This window comes from Pseudomonas sp. SC11 (assembly GCF_047039205.1).
GTDB classification, from domain to species: domain Bacteria; phylum Pseudomonadota; class Gammaproteobacteria; order Pseudomonadales; family Pseudomonadaceae; genus Aquipseudomonas; species Aquipseudomonas boreofloridensis.
Genome location: NZ_CP178183.1, coordinates 1443092 through 1457976 on the forward strand (window position 1 = coordinate 1443092; position 14885 = coordinate 1457976).

General features: G+C 61.8%; 15 protein-coding genes. 13 read left to right on the forward strand and 2 right to left on the reverse strand.

Annotated features, from left to right (window positions below; all coding sequences use genetic code 11):
- Positions 1-328: 328 nt before the first annotated feature.
- Together fdxA and mutS are read right to left on the reverse strand one after the other, a co-directional pair.
- Positions 329-652 carry a ferredoxin FdxA gene (gene fdxA / locus ACK2SD_RS06600; RefSeq protein ID WP_029613446.1) on the reverse strand — a complete coding sequence of 108 codons (324 nt, stop codon included), beginning with the start codon at positions 650-652 and terminating at the stop codon, positions 329-331.
- 136 nt (positions 653-788) lie between these two features.
- The gene (gene mutS, locus ACK2SD_RS06605) at positions 789-3359 is read right to left on the reverse strand and encodes a DNA mismatch repair protein MutS (RefSeq protein WP_412461670.1); all 2571 of its coding nucleotides are present in this window, start codon (positions 3357-3359) and stop codon (positions 789-791) included.
- A 122-nt stretch (positions 3360-3481) separates the two neighbouring features.
- On the opposite strand from mutS, the gene ACK2SD_RS06610 reads away from it, so the two are divergent.
- From ACK2SD_RS06610 to ACK2SD_RS06670, 13 genes are all read left to right on the forward strand, one after another.
- Positions 3482-4225: a helix-turn-helix transcriptional regulator gene (locus ACK2SD_RS06610; RefSeq protein ID WP_080754755.1), complete on the forward strand. Its 744-nt coding sequence runs from the start codon at positions 3482-3484 to the stop codon at positions 4223-4225.
- Between the two features lie 535 nt (positions 4226-4760).
- Positions 4761-5084, forward strand: coding sequence for a phage holin family protein (locus tag ACK2SD_RS06615; RefSeq protein WP_039579545.1), 324 nt, complete (start codon positions 4761-4763; stop codon positions 5082-5084).
- A gap of 11 nt (positions 5085-5095) precedes the next feature.
- On the forward strand, positions 5096-5593 hold the full coding sequence (locus tag ACK2SD_RS06620; protein WP_029613449.1) for a hypothetical protein: 498 nt from the start codon (positions 5096-5098) through the stop codon (positions 5591-5593).
- Complete coding sequence (locus ACK2SD_RS06625; RefSeq protein WP_342650762.1) at positions 5590-6150, forward strand: phage baseplate assembly protein V; 561 nt, start codon at positions 5590-5592, stop codon at positions 6148-6150. The genes ACK2SD_RS06620 and ACK2SD_RS06625 overlap by 4 nt, the downstream gene beginning before the upstream one ends.
- Positions 6151-6236: 86 nt before the next feature.
- A complete protein-coding gene (locus tag ACK2SD_RS06630; RefSeq protein WP_412461671.1) occupies positions 6237-6563 on the forward strand; it encodes a GPW/gp25 family protein in 327 nt (108 codons plus the stop codon).
- Positions 6560-7441 (forward strand): baseplate J/gp47 family protein, encoded by an 882-nt coding sequence (locus ACK2SD_RS06635; protein WP_412461672.1) that lies wholly within the window; start codon positions 6560-6562, stop codon positions 7439-7441. The genes ACK2SD_RS06630 and ACK2SD_RS06635 overlap by 4 nt, the downstream gene beginning before the upstream one ends.
- 1 nt (position 7442) lies before the next feature.
- Positions 7443-8051, forward strand: coding sequence for a phage tail protein I (locus ACK2SD_RS06640; RefSeq protein WP_342650764.1), 609 nt, complete (start codon positions 7443-7445; stop codon positions 8049-8051).
- Entirely contained in the window at positions 8044-9780 is a 1737-nt protein-coding gene (locus ACK2SD_RS06645; RefSeq protein WP_412461673.1) for a phage tail protein, read from the forward strand. Before ACK2SD_RS06640 ends, ACK2SD_RS06645 begins: the two co-directional genes overlap by 8 nt.
- Before the next feature lie 40 nt (positions 9781-9820).
- Positions 9821-10417: a hypothetical protein gene (locus ACK2SD_RS06650; protein WP_412461674.1), complete on the forward strand. Its 597-nt coding sequence runs from the start codon at positions 9821-9823 to the stop codon at positions 10415-10417.
- Between the two features lie 133 nt (positions 10418-10550).
- Positions 10551-11717, forward strand: coding sequence for a phage tail sheath family protein (locus tag ACK2SD_RS06655; protein ID WP_039579537.1), 1167 nt, complete (start codon positions 10551-10553; stop codon positions 11715-11717).
- Between the two features lie 13 nt (positions 11718-11730).
- Entirely contained in the window at positions 11731-12240 is a 510-nt protein-coding gene (locus ACK2SD_RS06660; protein ID WP_029613455.1) for a phage major tail tube protein, read from the forward strand.
- Between the two features lie 10 nt (positions 12241-12250).
- Complete coding sequence (locus ACK2SD_RS06665; RefSeq protein WP_342650769.1) at positions 12251-12553, forward strand: phage tail assembly protein; 303 nt, start codon at positions 12251-12253, stop codon at positions 12551-12553.
- Positions 12554-13292: 739 nt separating this feature from the next.
- Positions 13293-14885 (forward strand): hypothetical protein, encoded by a 1593-nt coding sequence (locus tag ACK2SD_RS06670; RefSeq protein ID WP_412461675.1) that lies wholly within the window; start codon positions 13293-13295, stop codon positions 14883-14885.

The following is a 14885-nucleotide window of genomic DNA, read 5'->3' on the forward strand; positions in this document are numbered from 1 at the left end:
GATTTATAAGTACTTTATAGGTATGTAAATGTGTTGCTGTCGTAGCATCTTGTAAGGTGCGCTGGTTGCTCCCCTCAGGGAAAACAGTAGTATCTGAACTGCGCCGACGGACTGGCGCAGGCTTTCAAGGATGATTGCCAAGGACATCGCAGGATGCGATTCATCAGGATGATGAAAGGGACAAGCAGGGACTACGGAAAAAATGTGGGCGGGTCAAACCGCCCCTTTTTTTGTCTGCGATTCAGCCTCCGGTCCGGTGTAATCCCGAATCCGAGACATCAAAAAAAGGCCCTGACGGGCCTTTTTTCGTTCTGCAACGCTGAGTGGATCAACGTTCCAGATCAGCGATCTTGCCAGTCTTGCCATCCCACTCTTCGGCATCCGGCAGCGGATCCTTACGCTCGGTAATGTTCGGCCAGATTTCGGCCAGCTCGGCGTTGAGCTCGAGGAAGTTCTCCATACCCGATGGCACTTCATCTTCGGAGAAGATTGCCTGGGCCGGGCACTCGGGTTCGCACAGTGCGCAGTCGATGCACTCGTCCGGGTGGATGACCAGGAAATTCGGGCCTTCGTAGAAGCAGTCCACCGGACAGACTTCCACGCAGTCGGTGTACTTGCATTTGATGCAGTTGTCGGTGACGACGAAGGTCATTTCTAATTCTCTCCTCAGGCGACGGCGGCGCACCCTTCCTTTGAGGGCGGCGCGGTTCACGGTGACTGCTGGCCAGGCTAATAACCTGCAGCTCCGGCAAACCGCGGCGGATTCTACCAGCTTGCGCGGATCGCCGTTATAACAGGTTTTTCAGTTGATATAGCATTTCGATAGCTTGACGCGGCGTCATGTCGTCCAGATCCAGCTTGCCCAGCTTATCGATGGCGGGGTGCGGGAGGCTGGCGAACAGATCGCTCTGATGCGGTACCTGCGGCTCGCGCGTGCTCCGAGTCATCGGCGGTTCGTGGGGCAGGCTCGCGGTTTCCAAGCGACCCAGATGTTCGCGGGCGCGCTGGATGACCGGCGTCGGCACGCCTGCCAACTGCGCCACTGCCAGGCCGTAGCTCTGGCTGGCTGGACCTGGCAGGACATGGTGCAGGAAGACGATGCGCTCGTTGTGCTCAGTGGCATTGAGGTGCACGTTGGCCACCAGCGGCTCACTGTCCGGCAATACGGTGAGCTCGAAGTAATGGGTCGCGAACAGCGTGTAGGCGCGTAATTGCGCCAAGCGCTCGGCGGCAGCCCATGCCAGGGAGAGGCCATCGAAGGTGCTGGTACCGCGGCCCACCTCGTCCATCAGTACCAGGCTGCGCTCGGTCGCGTTATGCAGAATGTTCGCGGTTTCGCTCATCTCCACCATGAAGGTCGAACGCCCGCCGGCGAGGTCGTCGCTCGAGCCGATGCGGGTAAAGATGCGGTCCACTGGCGACAGCTCGCAGCGCGCTGCTGGGACAAAGCTGCCGATGTGGGCCATCAGCACGATGAGTGCGGTCTGGCGCATATAGGTGGATTTACCACCCATGTTCGGTCCGGTGATGATCAGCATCCGGGTGCGATCATCCAACCCCAGGTCATTGGCCACGAAGGGCGTGGTCAGCACTTGCTCGACCACCAGGTGGCGACCCTGCTCGATGCGCATGCACGGCTCGTCGACAAAGCGTGGGCAGTTCAAGTCAAGGTTCAGCGCACGCTCGGCGAGGTTGCTCAGCACGTCCAGCTCGGCCAACGCGGCCGCGCTGTCCTGCAGCGGAGCAAGGTGGCTGATCAAGGTTTCAAGCAGCCCGTCGTAGAGCATCTTCTCGCGTGCCAGGGCGCGACTCTTGGCCGACAGCGCTTTGTCTTCGAAGGTCTTGAGTTCAGGCGTGATGAAGCGTTCGGCACCCTTGAGCGTCTGGCGACGGATGTAGTCGGCTGGAGCCTGTTCGGCCTGCTTGGTTGGCAGCTCGATGAAGTAACCGTGTACGCGGTTGTAACCCACCTTTAGGTTGGCAAGGCCGGTGCGGGCTTTCTCGCGGGTTTCAAGGTCGATCAGGAATTGCCCGGCGTTTTCGCTGATGGCCAGCAGTTCGTCGAGCTCGCTGTCATAGCCGGTCTTGAGTACGCCGCCATCACGGATCACTGCGGGAGGATTGTCGATGATCGCCCGTTCGAGCAGGCTCGCCAGCTCGGGGTAGGTGCCGGTGATCGCCGCCAGACGCGCCAGGTGCGGCGCCTCCAGTTCGGCCATGGCGTTCTGCAATTCTGGTAGGGCGCCGAGGGCGTCACGCAGTCGCGCCAGGTCGCGCGGACGCGCATTACGCAGGCCGATCCGCGCGAGGATGCGCTCGATGTCACCGATTTCCTTGAGCTGCGGTTGCAGCTTTTCGAAACGGTAGCCATCGAGGAAGCAGCGAATCGAGTCCTGGCGCGCCTGTAGCACCTTGAGGTCGCGCAGAGGACGGTTCAGCCAGCGGCTGAGCAGGCGACTGGCCATGGCCGTCTGACAGCGGTCGATGACCGACTGCAAGGTGTTGTCGCGACCGCCAGCCAGGTTGATGTCCAGCTCCAGGTTACGGCGACTGGCGCCGTCGAGGATCACGGTGTCGTCCATGCGCTCATGGCGCAGGCTGCGCAAGTGAGGCAGGCTGGTGCGCTGGGTTTCCTTGGCGTAGGCCAGCAGGCAACCGGCAGCGCCGATGGCCAAGGTCAGTTTGTCGCAGCCGAAGCCTTTCAGGTCCTGGGTCGCGAACTGCTGGCACAGGCTTTTGCGCGCCGAATCGCGATCGAAGTCCCAGGGGGCGCGACGCCGCGCGCCTGGACGCTTCTCCGCCGGCAGGCCTTGCGGCCAATCGTCGGGAATCAGCAGCTCGACCGGATTCAGACGCTCCAGTTCGGCCAGTAAATTCTCCCAGCCTTTGATTTCCTGAACGCCGAAGTTGCCGCTGGTGATGTCCAGTACGGCCAGCCCGAACAGGCGTTCATCGCCCAGAACGGCGGCGATCAGGTTGTCGCGGCGCTCGTCCAGCAAAGCCTCGTCGCTGACGGTGCCAGGCGTGATGATGCGCACCACCTGACGCTCGACCGGCCCTTTGCTGGTGGCCGGGTCACCGATCTGCTCGCAGATCACCACCGACTCGCCGAGTTTGACCAACTTGGCCAGATAACCCTCGAGCGAGTGGAAGGGAATCCCGCACATGGGAATCGACTGACCTGCCGACTGGCCCCGAGCGGTCAGGGTGATATCCAGCAGTTTCGCGGCTTTTTTCGCATCTTCGTAGAAGATTTCGTAGAAGTCGCCCATGCGGTAGAACATCAGCTGGTCTGGATGCTGGTTTTTCAGCTTCCAATACTGCTGCATCATCGGGGTGTGTGCGGAGAGATCAGACATTCAGGGCCTTGGAGCAGTGGTCTGGTGGCTATTTCGAAACCCGCAATGGTACAGGCTTTTATCGGTCACTGCAGGGCAGCAGGCTGAACATGCATTTGCATTTCTGGAAAAACCCGAGCACTATGCATTTTATGCAAAAGCGCAACGTAGCCTCAGTACTCAGAGCATTGCTCGATCGCCACGGCCTGTCCCCGACGGAGCTGCATCGGCGCACGGGCGTCCCTCAATCCACCTTGTCGCGGATTCTCAGCGAGAAAATAGTCGATCCGTCGGACAAGCACGTCTCGAGGATCGCCGAGTATTTCGGCGTGAGCACCGATCAATTGCGCGGTCGCCTCGAGCTGGGCGACTCCCGTGCTGCTGAGCCCCTCCAAGGCCATGCGGAATTGAGCGATATCAGCTTGTGGGACGATGAAACACCCGTCGAGGACGACGAGGTGTCCGTGCCCTTCCTTCGAGAGGTCGAATTGGCAGCAGGATCAGGAAGATTCGTGATAGAGGAAAGCGAGCGTGCCCGCTTGCGTTTCGGCAAGCGCAGTTTGCGCCACAACGGTGTGCAGTTCGACCAGGCCAAGTGTGTCACGGTGCGTGGTAACAGCATGCTACCGGTGCTGCGTGACGGCGCCACCGTCGGCGTCAACACGGGTAAATGCGCCATCGGGGATATCATCGATGGTGACTTGTATGCCATCAATCACAATGGCCAATTGCGGGTCAAACAAGTGTATCGCCTGCCGACCGGCATTCGCCTGCGCAGCTTCAACCGGGACGAGCATCCCGACGAGGATTACAGCTTCCAACAGATGCAGGATGAGCAGATCAGCTTGCTCGGCCACGTTTTCTGGTGGGGCATGTACGCACGCTGACTGTGTATGACTTCACTAAAACCCGCCTAGGCGGGTTTTTTCATGCCTGTTGAATGCCCATCTCGACCGGCTGCGATGTCCTCACGCCCCCTCCGCTGCACCAGCCCCGCTTCCCACCTAGCGAAAACCCCTACAAGCCACAGCTCCCAAAGCTTTCATGCATATAAGCATTTCCTGGTGCAAAAATATTTTCAAAAATGCATTGACTGCATATGCATCGATGCATAACCTGTGTCCCAAGCCGGTCAGTAACCGGTTGATACACAGGCAGCGATGAACAGGCCTTGACTGTTCAGAGGGTTGGCAACTGGCCCAGGTGTGCAGCGTAAAGCACCACGATCAGTTATCCGGCGGGCAGGCGGCCGCGGTCGGAGTCACCAATTTGAAGCGGAACCGCCCGGCGTCACCAGCTGTGGCCGGCGGTTCGACAACGCATTACTGAAGGGCCTGTGCCAACGGACCCTTTGGAATGCCGCGTGATACGGCAAGGGATCTGTCGGCAGTCGCCGACGGCCATTACACAGGAGACAGGACAGTGACGAGCGAGCAACAGACGTTACTGGAAATGCCGCTCTGGCTGGTAATCGTCCTGGCACTGCTGGGCGGTTTGTCCGGCGAGATGTGGCGGGCCGACAAAGCCGGTGCTCGCGGGTGGTCGCTGCTGCGGCGTCTGGCGTTGCGATCGGGGGCCTGCATGGTGTGCGGGGTCTCGACGGTGATGCTGCTGTACGCCAGCGGCATGTCGATCTGGAGCGCGAGCGCCTTCGGTTGCCTCACCGCCATGGCCGGTGCCGATGTCGCCATCGGCCTTTACGAGCGCTGGGCAGCCAAGCGCCTTGGCTTGAGGGAAGAGCAATAGGAGCGATGTTCATGAGCGAATTGGCCACGTTGCACGCGGCTTTGACTGCAACCATTCGAGAGGCGATTCCGGAACTGGCGTCGGTCGATACCTATACCGAAGCGGAAAAGGCACCGGCGTTGCCGTCACTGCGCCACGGCATCGTGCGCATGGTCGCCGACTCAGCGCCCAGGGATGGTCGGTCGGTGCTGGTCACCACCTTCGAGGCGGACATCACCCCGGCTGCCTCGAACCCTCAGGCGCGTCTGCAGGGCAGCGTCCTGGCGGCGCAAGTGATGGACCTGTTGCGCCAGCAACTCTGGGGCCTGGAATTCGTCGAGCCGAGTCGCAACGTGCGGGCTTTCTTCGCAGGCTCAGGCTGGCGAGTACGATGGGACCAACCCGTGCTGCTCGGCGAGCTGCAATGGGATTGGCCCGATGAGCCGGCCGGTAGCCTCAAGCTGGGCTTCAGCCCTGACACCGGTAAAGGCAACGAACCGCACTATTTCGCCCCGGAGGACCTGGCATGAGCTATGTGAGTGCCTTGCATGATCGCATGCTCGCCAGCCTGGTCATCCCGTGTCGAGTGGTGGCGGTTGACCTGGCCGCGGCCAGGGTCCGGGTGTCCGACGGCAGCGGTTGGACCAGCGCTTGGGTGCGCTGGCATGCCCAGGCCGCCGGTCAGGCCCGTCACTGGCGAGCGCCAAGCCTGGGCGAGCAGGGGGTTCTGCTCAGTCCCAGCGGCGAACCCGCCCAAGGAACGTTTTTCGCGGGTCTCTACGGCAACGCTGGCAATGCGCCGGACACCCGCGAGCATGCCGAAGTCTGGCGCTTCGCCGACGGTGGCTCGCTGATCTACGACTGGCAGGCCAAGCGCTACGACATCGACCTGCCCACCGGCACCGCCCGCATCAAGGTGGGCGCCAGCACCCTGGTACTGACGGACGGCGCCGTCACCCTCGACGCCGCCAACATCACTCTCACCGGCAAGGTCGCCATCAACGGCCCGCTGACCGTCAGTGCCGACATCCTCGGCGGCGCACGCATCATCGATACCGCCGGCAACACACCCAATCACAAACACTGAAACCCGCCCGCAACGCGGGCATTTCTACGCCAGGAGAATGCCATGGATGCCTATCAACGCGCCCAGGCTTTACCGGGAGGCGCCCCATGATCGGCCTGGGCCGCCGCACCGGTCAGCCGCTGGCCGGTATCGCCCATCTGCGCCAGTCCATCGAGGACATCCTCACCACGCCCCTGGGCAGTCGGCGCATGCGCCCCGAATACGGCAGTCAGCTGCGTCGCTATGTCGACTTGCCGGTCAATGAAGGTTGGAAAAGTGCCGTTCAGGCCGAGGTCGCCCGCGCTTTGGGGCGCTGGGAGCCGCGCCTCAAGCTGGAGCGGGTCAAGGTCGTGGCGGTGCTCGATGGCCAGGTCAGCCTAGCGCTGAGCGGCCGCTACCTGGGCGATGAAGCCCTGGTGGAGGTGAGCGTATGAGTCAGGTCGACCTGTCGAAATTGCCGGCGCCGCAACTGCTCGAAGACCTGGACTTCGAGGCGCTCTACCAGGCGGACCTCGACACCTTCCGTGCACACATGGCCGATGACTGGACCGCGCAACTGGAGAGCGATCCGGTGACCAAGCTGCTCGAAGTCGGGGCCTACCGCAAACTGCTCAACCGCGCCCGTGTCAACGACGCCGCCAAGGCCTTGCTGTTGGCGTACGCCCAAGGCAGCGACCTCGATCAACTGGCCGCCAACGTCGCCCTGCAGCGCCTGGTGGTCCAGCCCGCCGACTCGACCAGTCTGCCACCCACCGAGGCCATTCTCGAGTCCGACGACGCCCTGCGCGAGCGGGTGCAACTGGTCTATGAAGGCCTCACCACCGCCGGTCCGCGCAACAGCTACATCCTCCACGCCCGTAACGCTTCGGGGCGGGTCGCTGACGCGACCGCCGAAAGTCCGTCGCCGGCGGTGGTCGATGTCACGGTGTTGAGCATCGATGACCAGGGCGTGGCTTCCCAGGCACTGCTCGACGAAGTCAGCGCCTACCTCAACGATGACGACATTCGCCCGGTCGCTGACCGGGTCAATGTGCGCAGCGCCCAGGTGCTGCCGTATCGGATCAACGCGGTGCTGCACATGGCCGACAGCGGTCCGGAATACGAGGCCATCCTCAGCGAGTGCCAGCGCCGCTTGCAGGCCTGGGTCAACCCTCGCCGTCGGCTGGGCGTCGAGGTAGCCCGCTCGGGCATCGATGCGCAATTGCACATCGACGGCGTCAGCCGGGTCGAGCTGATCGACTGGACCGACATTCGCCCCAGCAAGGCTCAGGCAGCGTGGTGCACCGGTTTCGATCTCAAGCGCGGAGGCTGATATGAACAGCCTCCTGCCCCTGAATCGCACACCGCTGGAGCGGGCTCTGGAACGCGCGAGCGACGAGGACCTGAAAGTCACCCTGCGCCAGTTGTACAACCCCGACACTTGCCCGGCGCATCTGCTTTACCAATTGGCCTGGGCCTGGTCGGTGGACCGCTGGGACGACAGTTGGAGCGAGGCGATCAAGCGTTCGGTGATCCGCTCCACCTTCTTCGTACACGCCCACAAGGGAACCCTCGGCGCCCTCAGGCGAGTGGTCGAGCCATTCGGTTACCTCATCGAGGTGCAGGAATGGTGGCAGGCCAAGCCTGCCGGCGTGCCGGGCACCTTCGCGCTGAAGGTCGGCGTTGCCGACGCCGGTATCAGCGAACGGACCTACAACGAGCTGTCGGCGCTGATCGACGACGCGCGCCCGGTCAGTCGGCACATGACGGGGCTTGTAATCAGCCTGGAAAGCAAGGGAGGTCTGTACTTCGGCTGCGCGCTACAGGATGGCGACGAGCTCGACATCTATCCATTGGCAGCCCGCGACATCGCCGTCAACGGCGTCATTGGTCGCGGCGGCCGCGAACACACAATCGATACCTTGGACATTGCACATGGTTGATCAGAATTCCCAGTTCTACGCCATCCTCACCAACGTGGGTGCGGCGAAGCAGGCCAACGCGGATGCCTTGGGCATCCCATGGACCATCACTCACATGGGCGTGGGCGATGCCAACGGCACCGACCCCACGCCCAATGCCACCCAGGTCAGTCTGCTCAATGAATGGCGCCGTGCGCCGCTGAACCAACTCAAGGTGGACGACAGGAACAGCGCAATCATCGTCGCCGAACAGGTCATTCCGGCAGACGTCGGCGGTAAGTGGATCCGTGAAATTGCGCTGTACGACGCCGATGGCGACATGATCGCTGTGGCCAACTGCGCACCCACTTATAAACCGCTGCTCAGTCAAGGCTCTGGCCGTACCCAGGTGGTGCGCATGAACCTGGTGGTCAGCAGCGCCAGCAATGTGCAATTGAAGATCGACCCAGCGGTAGTGCTGGCTACCCGAGAGTGGGTCAGCGAGGAGTTGGCCAAGCAGGATTTCAAGCATTCGGTGTTGGTGGCAACCACCACCAACATCGCCTTGAGCGGTATACAGTCCGTGGATGGGGTGGCCTTGTCTGCGGGCGCGCGGGTGCTGGTGAAGAATCAGACCAATGCCAAGGACAATGGTCTCTACTTGGTTGCGGCGGGCAGTTGGACCCGCAGTCGCGATGCAGATACCGACGCCAAGCTCACCCCCGGCCTGCTGGTGCTGGTCGAGCGCGGCACGGTTAACGGCGACAGTGGCTGGCAGTTGGTCAGCGATGGGCCGATCACGGTCGGCGTCAGTGCGCAGGATTATGAGATGGCGTTCGGTCGTACCGGTGTGCCTGCTGGTACCTATCGCAGTGTAGTGGTCGACAAGTACGGGCGCGTAGTCTCGGCGACGAATCCAACCACTGTTGACGGCTATGGTTTGACCGACGTTTACACGACTGCTCAGGTGGACAGCGCGCTTGCCCTCAAGGCGCCTCTGGCCAGTCCGATGTTCACCGGTAATCCCACGGCTCCGACGCAGCCGCGTTTCACCGTCAATACAGCCGTGGCCAACACAGACTTCGTAAATGCGCGAGGCCAGCAATTCAATAGTGTGTCGGTTTACAACGGCAGCGATGTAGTTGTAGGTACGGTCGCTCATGTGGGGGGGGTCGTGCATTTTTGGGGGGGTGGGGCCCAGGGCTATGTCGTGCCCAACTCCGCACTGTTCGCAAGTCGCCCAGGCATTACGATCAGAATTCACAACTGGGGTTCTCAACAGTTGGCAATTTCACCTCAAGGCTCCGACGAAATACAGGCAAGCCTAGCAAGCCCATCGTCGAAACTGGCGCGACAGCTTCCACCTGATACCTACGTGGACTTGACATGCATTGAGGTGGGAAGGTGGTTGATGCTGGGGACTGGAGTTGACCATCTCCGGCAGCCTTGGGCCAAATACTTGGGGGCTTCGGGTTATTACCGGTTACCGAATGGGCTGATTGAGCAGTGGGGCACGCGTCGTTCCCTCCTAGCCGCTTCTAGTCTAGCCATCGATACAGTGTTTCCGGTTGCCTTCTCAACTGCCTGTTTGAGTCTCGTCGTTACCGTAGGCATAGAAATTCAAGATTACGACTATGACGCTTCTTATCGCCTGTCACGACAAGAAGTTAGCCACAGCCTTCCCAGTCTGACAGGCTTTGAAGGCCAGGTATTCAATGATAACTACTCGAATAACGCTCGTGCTATCCACTGGCGTGCGCTGGGTTATTGAGCACGCCCGTGAAGTTTGAGATTTCTTTCATGGAACCGAAATGACCATTTATGCAAGCAGCGAAAACAAAGCGTTTTACAGCGACGAAGTGTCGCTATCGTTACCTGCGGATGCTCAAGCGATTACTGATGAGCTCCACGGGCAATTATTGAAGGGGCAAAGCGAAGGAAAAGTAATCGATTTTTCCCAACCACTTCCTCGGCTTGTCGAGTCTGCACTTACCTGGCCGAGCGTTGACGAACTGTTTCATCGTATCGATGACTATGTGGCTTTCGCCTACGCGGCTTGGGTTCGTTTCGAACCCGAGTATGCAGCCCGTGAAAAGGCTGCTACTGCTTATCGCGAAGCGGGATATGAGGGCGATGGAGGAGGCTGGATCACCCATTACGCTGCTGTCACTGGCCTTCAACTAAAAGGGGCAGCAGATCTGATTCTAGATAAGGCTGTACAACGTCGTGATGCACTCGAAGCATTGGCTGGTATTCGATTGCGCAAACAAGAACTACTGAGTTTGGACGGCGAAGTCAGACAGGCCCGCTACCAAGAGTTCGTCGATAAAATCCAGAGCATCACAGCGCTTCTAGATTCTTTCGAACGCCTGCTCACTCCAGATAAGAGCATTGAGCAGCTGTCCTAATGCCTCGCCGATAAGAGGTTTCAAACGCTCACTTTAGTCAGCTGATTACACGGCCTGCGGCTATGCCAAAGCGCCATCCCATTGGACCCCGCATTCTGCGGGGTTTTTCATATCTGAATCGGAGTAACCCTACATGAGTGGATTCTTCCACGGCGTCACCGTCACCAACGTCGACACCGGCGCCCGCAACATTGCCTTGCCGTCGTCCTCGATCATCGGCCTGGTCGACACCTTCACCGAAGGGGCCGGCGTCTCGGCCAAGGCCAACGACCTGGTGCTCATCACCAGCGAACGCGAAGCGGTCGCCGCCTTCGGCGCCGATGCGGCGATCACCAAGGCATGCCGCGCCATCTACAGCCGCGCCAAGGCGGTGATCGTCGCCTGTGGCGTGGCCAAGCTCGACGACTCGGCCGAACAGACCGCCGCCGTCATCGGCAGCGTGCTGGCCGATGGCAAGCGTACTGGCCTGCAGGCCCTGCTCGACGGCAAGAGCCGGTTCAACGCCCAGCCCCGTTTGCTGGTCGCCCCCAAGCACAGCGCCACCCAGGCGGTCGGTACCGCGCTGGTGGCCTTGGCCGACAAGCTGCGTGGCATTGCCATCATCGACGGTCCGGCGACCACCGATGAAGCGGCCGTGGCCTACGCCAAGAACTTCGGTGCCAAGCGTGCCTTCCTGGTCGATCCAGGCGTGCGCTACTTCGACACCGCCGCCGAGGCCACGGTCGATGCGCCGAGCTCGGCCTGGGTCGCGGGTCTGTTCGCCTGGACCGACCGCGAGTACGGCTTCTGGGCCTCGCCGTCGAACAAGGAGCTGGTGGGCATCACCGGCACCACCCGTCCGGTGGAGTTCCTCGATGGCGATGACAGCTGCCGCGCCAATCTGCTGAACAACGCCAACATCGCCACCATCATCCGCGACGACGGCTTCCGTCTGTGGGGCAACCGCACCCTGTCCAGTGATCCGAAATGGGCCTTCGTCACCCGCGTGCGCACCCTGGACATCGTCATGGACGCGATCCTCTACGGCCACAAATGGGCCGTCGACCGCTCCATCACCGCCACCTACGTCAAGGACGTCACCGAGGGCCTGCAGGCCTTCATGCGCGACCTGAAGAACCAGGGCGCGATCATCAACTTCGAGGTCTTCGCCGACCCGGAGCTGAACACCGCCGGCCAACTGGAGCAGGGCAAGGTGTACTGGAACATCCGCTTCACCGACGTCCCGCCTGCCGAAAACCCCAATTTCCGCGTCGAAGTCACCAACCAGTGGCTGACCGAAGTCCTCGATACCGCCGCTTAAGGAGCGCATCTACATGGCAATGATTCCCGAAACCCTGGCCAACCTGAACCTGTTCGTCGACGGTGTGAGCTTCCAGGGCGATGTCCCCAGCCTGACCCTGCCCAAGCTCACCTTGAAGATGGAAGAGCACCGTCCCGGTGGCATGGACATGCCGGTCCACATGGACCAGGGCATGGAAAAGCAAGAGGCGGCCTTCACCACCACCGGCGTGCGCCGCGAGTCGCTGAAGTTCTTCGGCCTGGCCGACGGCACCGCTTTCAACGGTACGTTCCGCGGTGCCTTCAAGGGCCTGAAAGGCCAGATCAATCCGGTCATCGTCACCCTGCGCGGTTCGCTCAAGGAAATCGACATGGGCGACTGGAAGTCCGGCGACAAGGCCGAGATCAAGCACAGCGTCGCGCTGACCTACTACAAGCTGGAGGTCGACGGTCGCCTGGTCTACGAGATCGATGCCCTGGGCATGAAGCGGGTCATCGACGGCGTCGATCAACTGGCGGCGCAGCGTGCTGCGCTGGGCCTGTAAGGAGCGCCGCATGACTGAGCAGACTACGCAGCCGACCTGGCTGCACCTGACCGCCGAGCGCGTCACCGTGCGCCTGTCGCGTCCCAGCGAAGCCAACGGCGTGCAGGTCGACAGCCTGTCGCTGCGCGCCCCGACGGTGCGTGACATGCGCAACGCCCAGGCTGGCGGTGCCAAGGATGACGAGCAGCGCGAACTGAACCTGTTCGCGTCGTTGGCCGAAGTCGGTATCAAGGACCTCGAAGGCCTCACGCTGAAGGACTACGGCCGCTTGCAGGCCGGGTACTTTCGCCTGGTGCAGGACGACGCGGTTTGACCCTGCCCGGCAGAAGGCCGCCGCCAGGCGGCTGGCCAAGGAGCTGAACTTTTCCGCAAGCGAAATCATGGCCATGTCGTTCAGCGACATGGCTTGGTGGCTGTCGGATTGAGAGGAATACTGCATGGCGAAACAACCAGAGATTGTTCTGGGGGAGGCCTACGCATCCCGTTCGGCCTCTCTGAATGCGTTCGAGGCCTACCGCGCCAGGTTTGCTGATCACTGGGCGTCTTACGATTATGCGCCTGTGCAGGCATCCCCGGTTGCGGGGCAGTGGCATCCCTCTTGGAGCGCGATGGGGGACACCCACGCGTCTGGACCCGCATCAACCGCTGCGCAGGGGGGCTACAGGCTGGCGTTTGCCGACCTCGGTGCACCCTATACCGCTGCGTCCCTCCCTGTCGGCAAATGGCAACCCAATGTCCCCGGAGTGCAAGGAGCCGCACCCAGCCGGCCGCCTGCCTCGATTGCCCACGTCAACTCCGTTCTCACGGCAACGGTGCCTGAAGGAGACATCGTTCCGCCGTCAATCGAGACCACCGATAAAACTAAGCCAAGAGTCCGGCCGTTCAGAGCGCGAAAGAGGATCAAGTGGGCCAAACGAAGCGCACCGCGTCCGGTGAAATCCGCAGCCGCAGTTGCGCAGTCACCCCGGACTGCCGCAGTCGAGCCCTCCCGTGTACACAGGGCGCTTGAGGAAGCCCGGGGTGCACGATCCGGTACGGCTCTGGACATCGCGTTGAAGGGTACTTTCACTACCTTGAATGCCAAGACGCCCGAGCAACAGGTTGCCGGCTATATCAGTGCGTTCGGAGCGCCTTTGGCAGGGCTGCTAGGCAAGGCGGCAGGCGCGTTCCTGTTCAACCGGACTGCTGGCAAGGTAGCGTCGGAGGTAGGCGGTATCGGTCTCAGCATGGCCGCCGACAAAGCAGGGCCGGTCATCGGCAAAGCACTGATGGCTACGCCCGCCGTGGGAGCAAGCAACACCGATTCCTCGCCACAAGCCGTGGCGGCGCCGCCGCAGGTCGATCCGTATTCGAAGATGATGCACACCATCAAGGATGCGGTCGCGACGACTGGCATTGTCGCCAGCGGCGCAGCGCTCTGGGAGTCGGCCAAGCAACGTCTCTGGCGTGGGCCGCTGCCCTCACTCACTTCCGCACTGAGCAAGGGGCTGGCTTACAATCCTGTGACTTGGCTGGCCGTTGAAGGGGCTGCCAAGTGGGCGTACACCGCCGCGACTGCCAAAACGGCCGAGGAGCGCGGTGCCGGTTATGGTGGCGCAGTGGGCGGTGTGTTGTTGGGCGCCGGAGCAGGGGCGGCGCTCACCTCGATGGGCTTGCCTCAAGCCGCACCGATGGGCGTGATGATTGGTAATTTCCTAGGCGACCAACTCGGTTCGGCCATCGGTGGCTACATTGGCGCGACGTTCTTTTCATCCGAGGCAGAAGCTGCAAAAGGCGCTGACGAGCCAGCCGCGTCACCGCCGCAAGCGATTTCGCTACAACCGCAGGACGCCTCAGCGCTTGTGACCGAGGGTCCTGAACCCGTGATGGCCAGCACCACCGAACAGCGCGCCCAGTCGATCGTCACGCCTGACAAACCGCTCTGGCCGCCCAGGATCCCCAGCCCTTCGCTCGTATCGGGCCTCGCACCCTTGCCACCACTCGACATTCAGATTCCCGGTCACGCGGCGGCAGGCACCAAGCCCCGGCCCGTCCAACCCCGTCAGAAACCGTCAAGGCCGGCTTCTACGGTGGGGCTACCGAAGATTGAGGCGCAGGCCTCGGAGGCGGCAGCAAGGGGTGAATTGGACAAAGCCGGCGGGTCGCCAGAGCCAACGCCGGTCCAGGTAAAACCTGTCGTTTCGCTGGAACGTGTCGTCGACAAGCCGTCTTCCCATGCGCCCCGCCAGGCGCCGAATGTCACGCGCGATCAGCGACCTGCCGAATCGTCTTCCAGCGCAGTGGGCAACCCGACATGGCCACCGACCATGCCCGGCATGTCGACCATGCCAGGCATCGCGCCAATACCGATTCGCTTCCCGCTGTCGGTGAGTCTGCAACGACCGGCGGCGCAGGTCACGGTGCCCGCAACGAGCAGCATGCTGCCCGAAGACGTGTCGCCGCCGCCCGTCGCCGTCAATGCGACTGCGCAGGCCGTGGTCAGTCAGCCACTCAATTTCACCACCCACATCCCCATCACGGTGCAAGGCCCGGCCTTTGACCACGACCAGTTGACGTTGGACCTGGAAGCGGCCGTGCGCAGCGTGCTGGAGAAACGGCAAAGGGCCGAGGAGGCCCGCCTGGCGGATCCTCTGCGAGGCTTTTGA

Bases quoted from the DNA above. Each gene is read 5' to 3' on its own strand.
- ACK2SD_RS06660 (WP_029613455.1), top strand. From the start codon at position 11,731: ATGGCAATGATTCCCGAAACCCTGGCCAACCTGAACCTGTTCGTCGAC.
- ACK2SD_RS06620 (WP_029613449.1), top strand. From the start codon at position 5,096: ATGAGCGAATTGGCCACGTTGCACGCGGCTTTGACTGCAACCATTCGA.
- ACK2SD_RS06665 (WP_342650769.1), top strand. From the start codon at position 12,251: ATGACTGAGCAGACTACGCAGCCGACCTGGCTGCACCTGACCGCCGAG.
- ACK2SD_RS06630 (WP_412461671.1), top strand. From the start codon at position 6,237: ATGATCGGCCTGGGCCGCCGCACCGGTCAGCCGCTGGCCGGTATCGCC.
- mutS (WP_412461670.1), bottom strand. From the start codon at position 3,359: ATGTCTGATCTCTCCGCACACACCCCGATGATGCAGCAGTATTGGAAG.
- ACK2SD_RS06635 (WP_412461672.1), top strand. From the start codon at position 6,560: ATGAGTCAGGTCGACCTGTCGAAATTGCCGGCGCCGCAACTGCTCGAA.
- ACK2SD_RS06655 (WP_039579537.1), top strand. From the start codon at position 10,551: ATGAGTGGATTCTTCCACGGCGTCACCGTCACCAACGTCGACACCGGC.
- ACK2SD_RS06610 (WP_080754755.1), top strand. From the start codon at position 3,482: ATGCATTTTATGCAAAAGCGCAACGTAGCCTCAGTACTCAGAGCATTG.
- ACK2SD_RS06640 (WP_342650764.1), top strand. From the start codon at position 7,443: ATGAACAGCCTCCTGCCCCTGAATCGCACACCGCTGGAGCGGGCTCTG.
- ACK2SD_RS06650 (WP_412461674.1), top strand. From the start codon at position 9,821: ATGACCATTTATGCAAGCAGCGAAAACAAAGCGTTTTACAGCGACGAA.
- ACK2SD_RS06645 (WP_412461673.1), top strand. From the start codon at position 8,044: ATGGTTGATCAGAATTCCCAGTTCTACGCCATCCTCACCAACGTGGGT.
- fdxA (WP_029613446.1), bottom strand. From the start codon at position 652: ATGACCTTCGTCGTCACCGACAACTGCATCAAATGCAAGTACACCGAC.
- ACK2SD_RS06625 (WP_342650762.1), top strand. From the start codon at position 5,590: ATGAGCTATGTGAGTGCCTTGCATGATCGCATGCTCGCCAGCCTGGTC.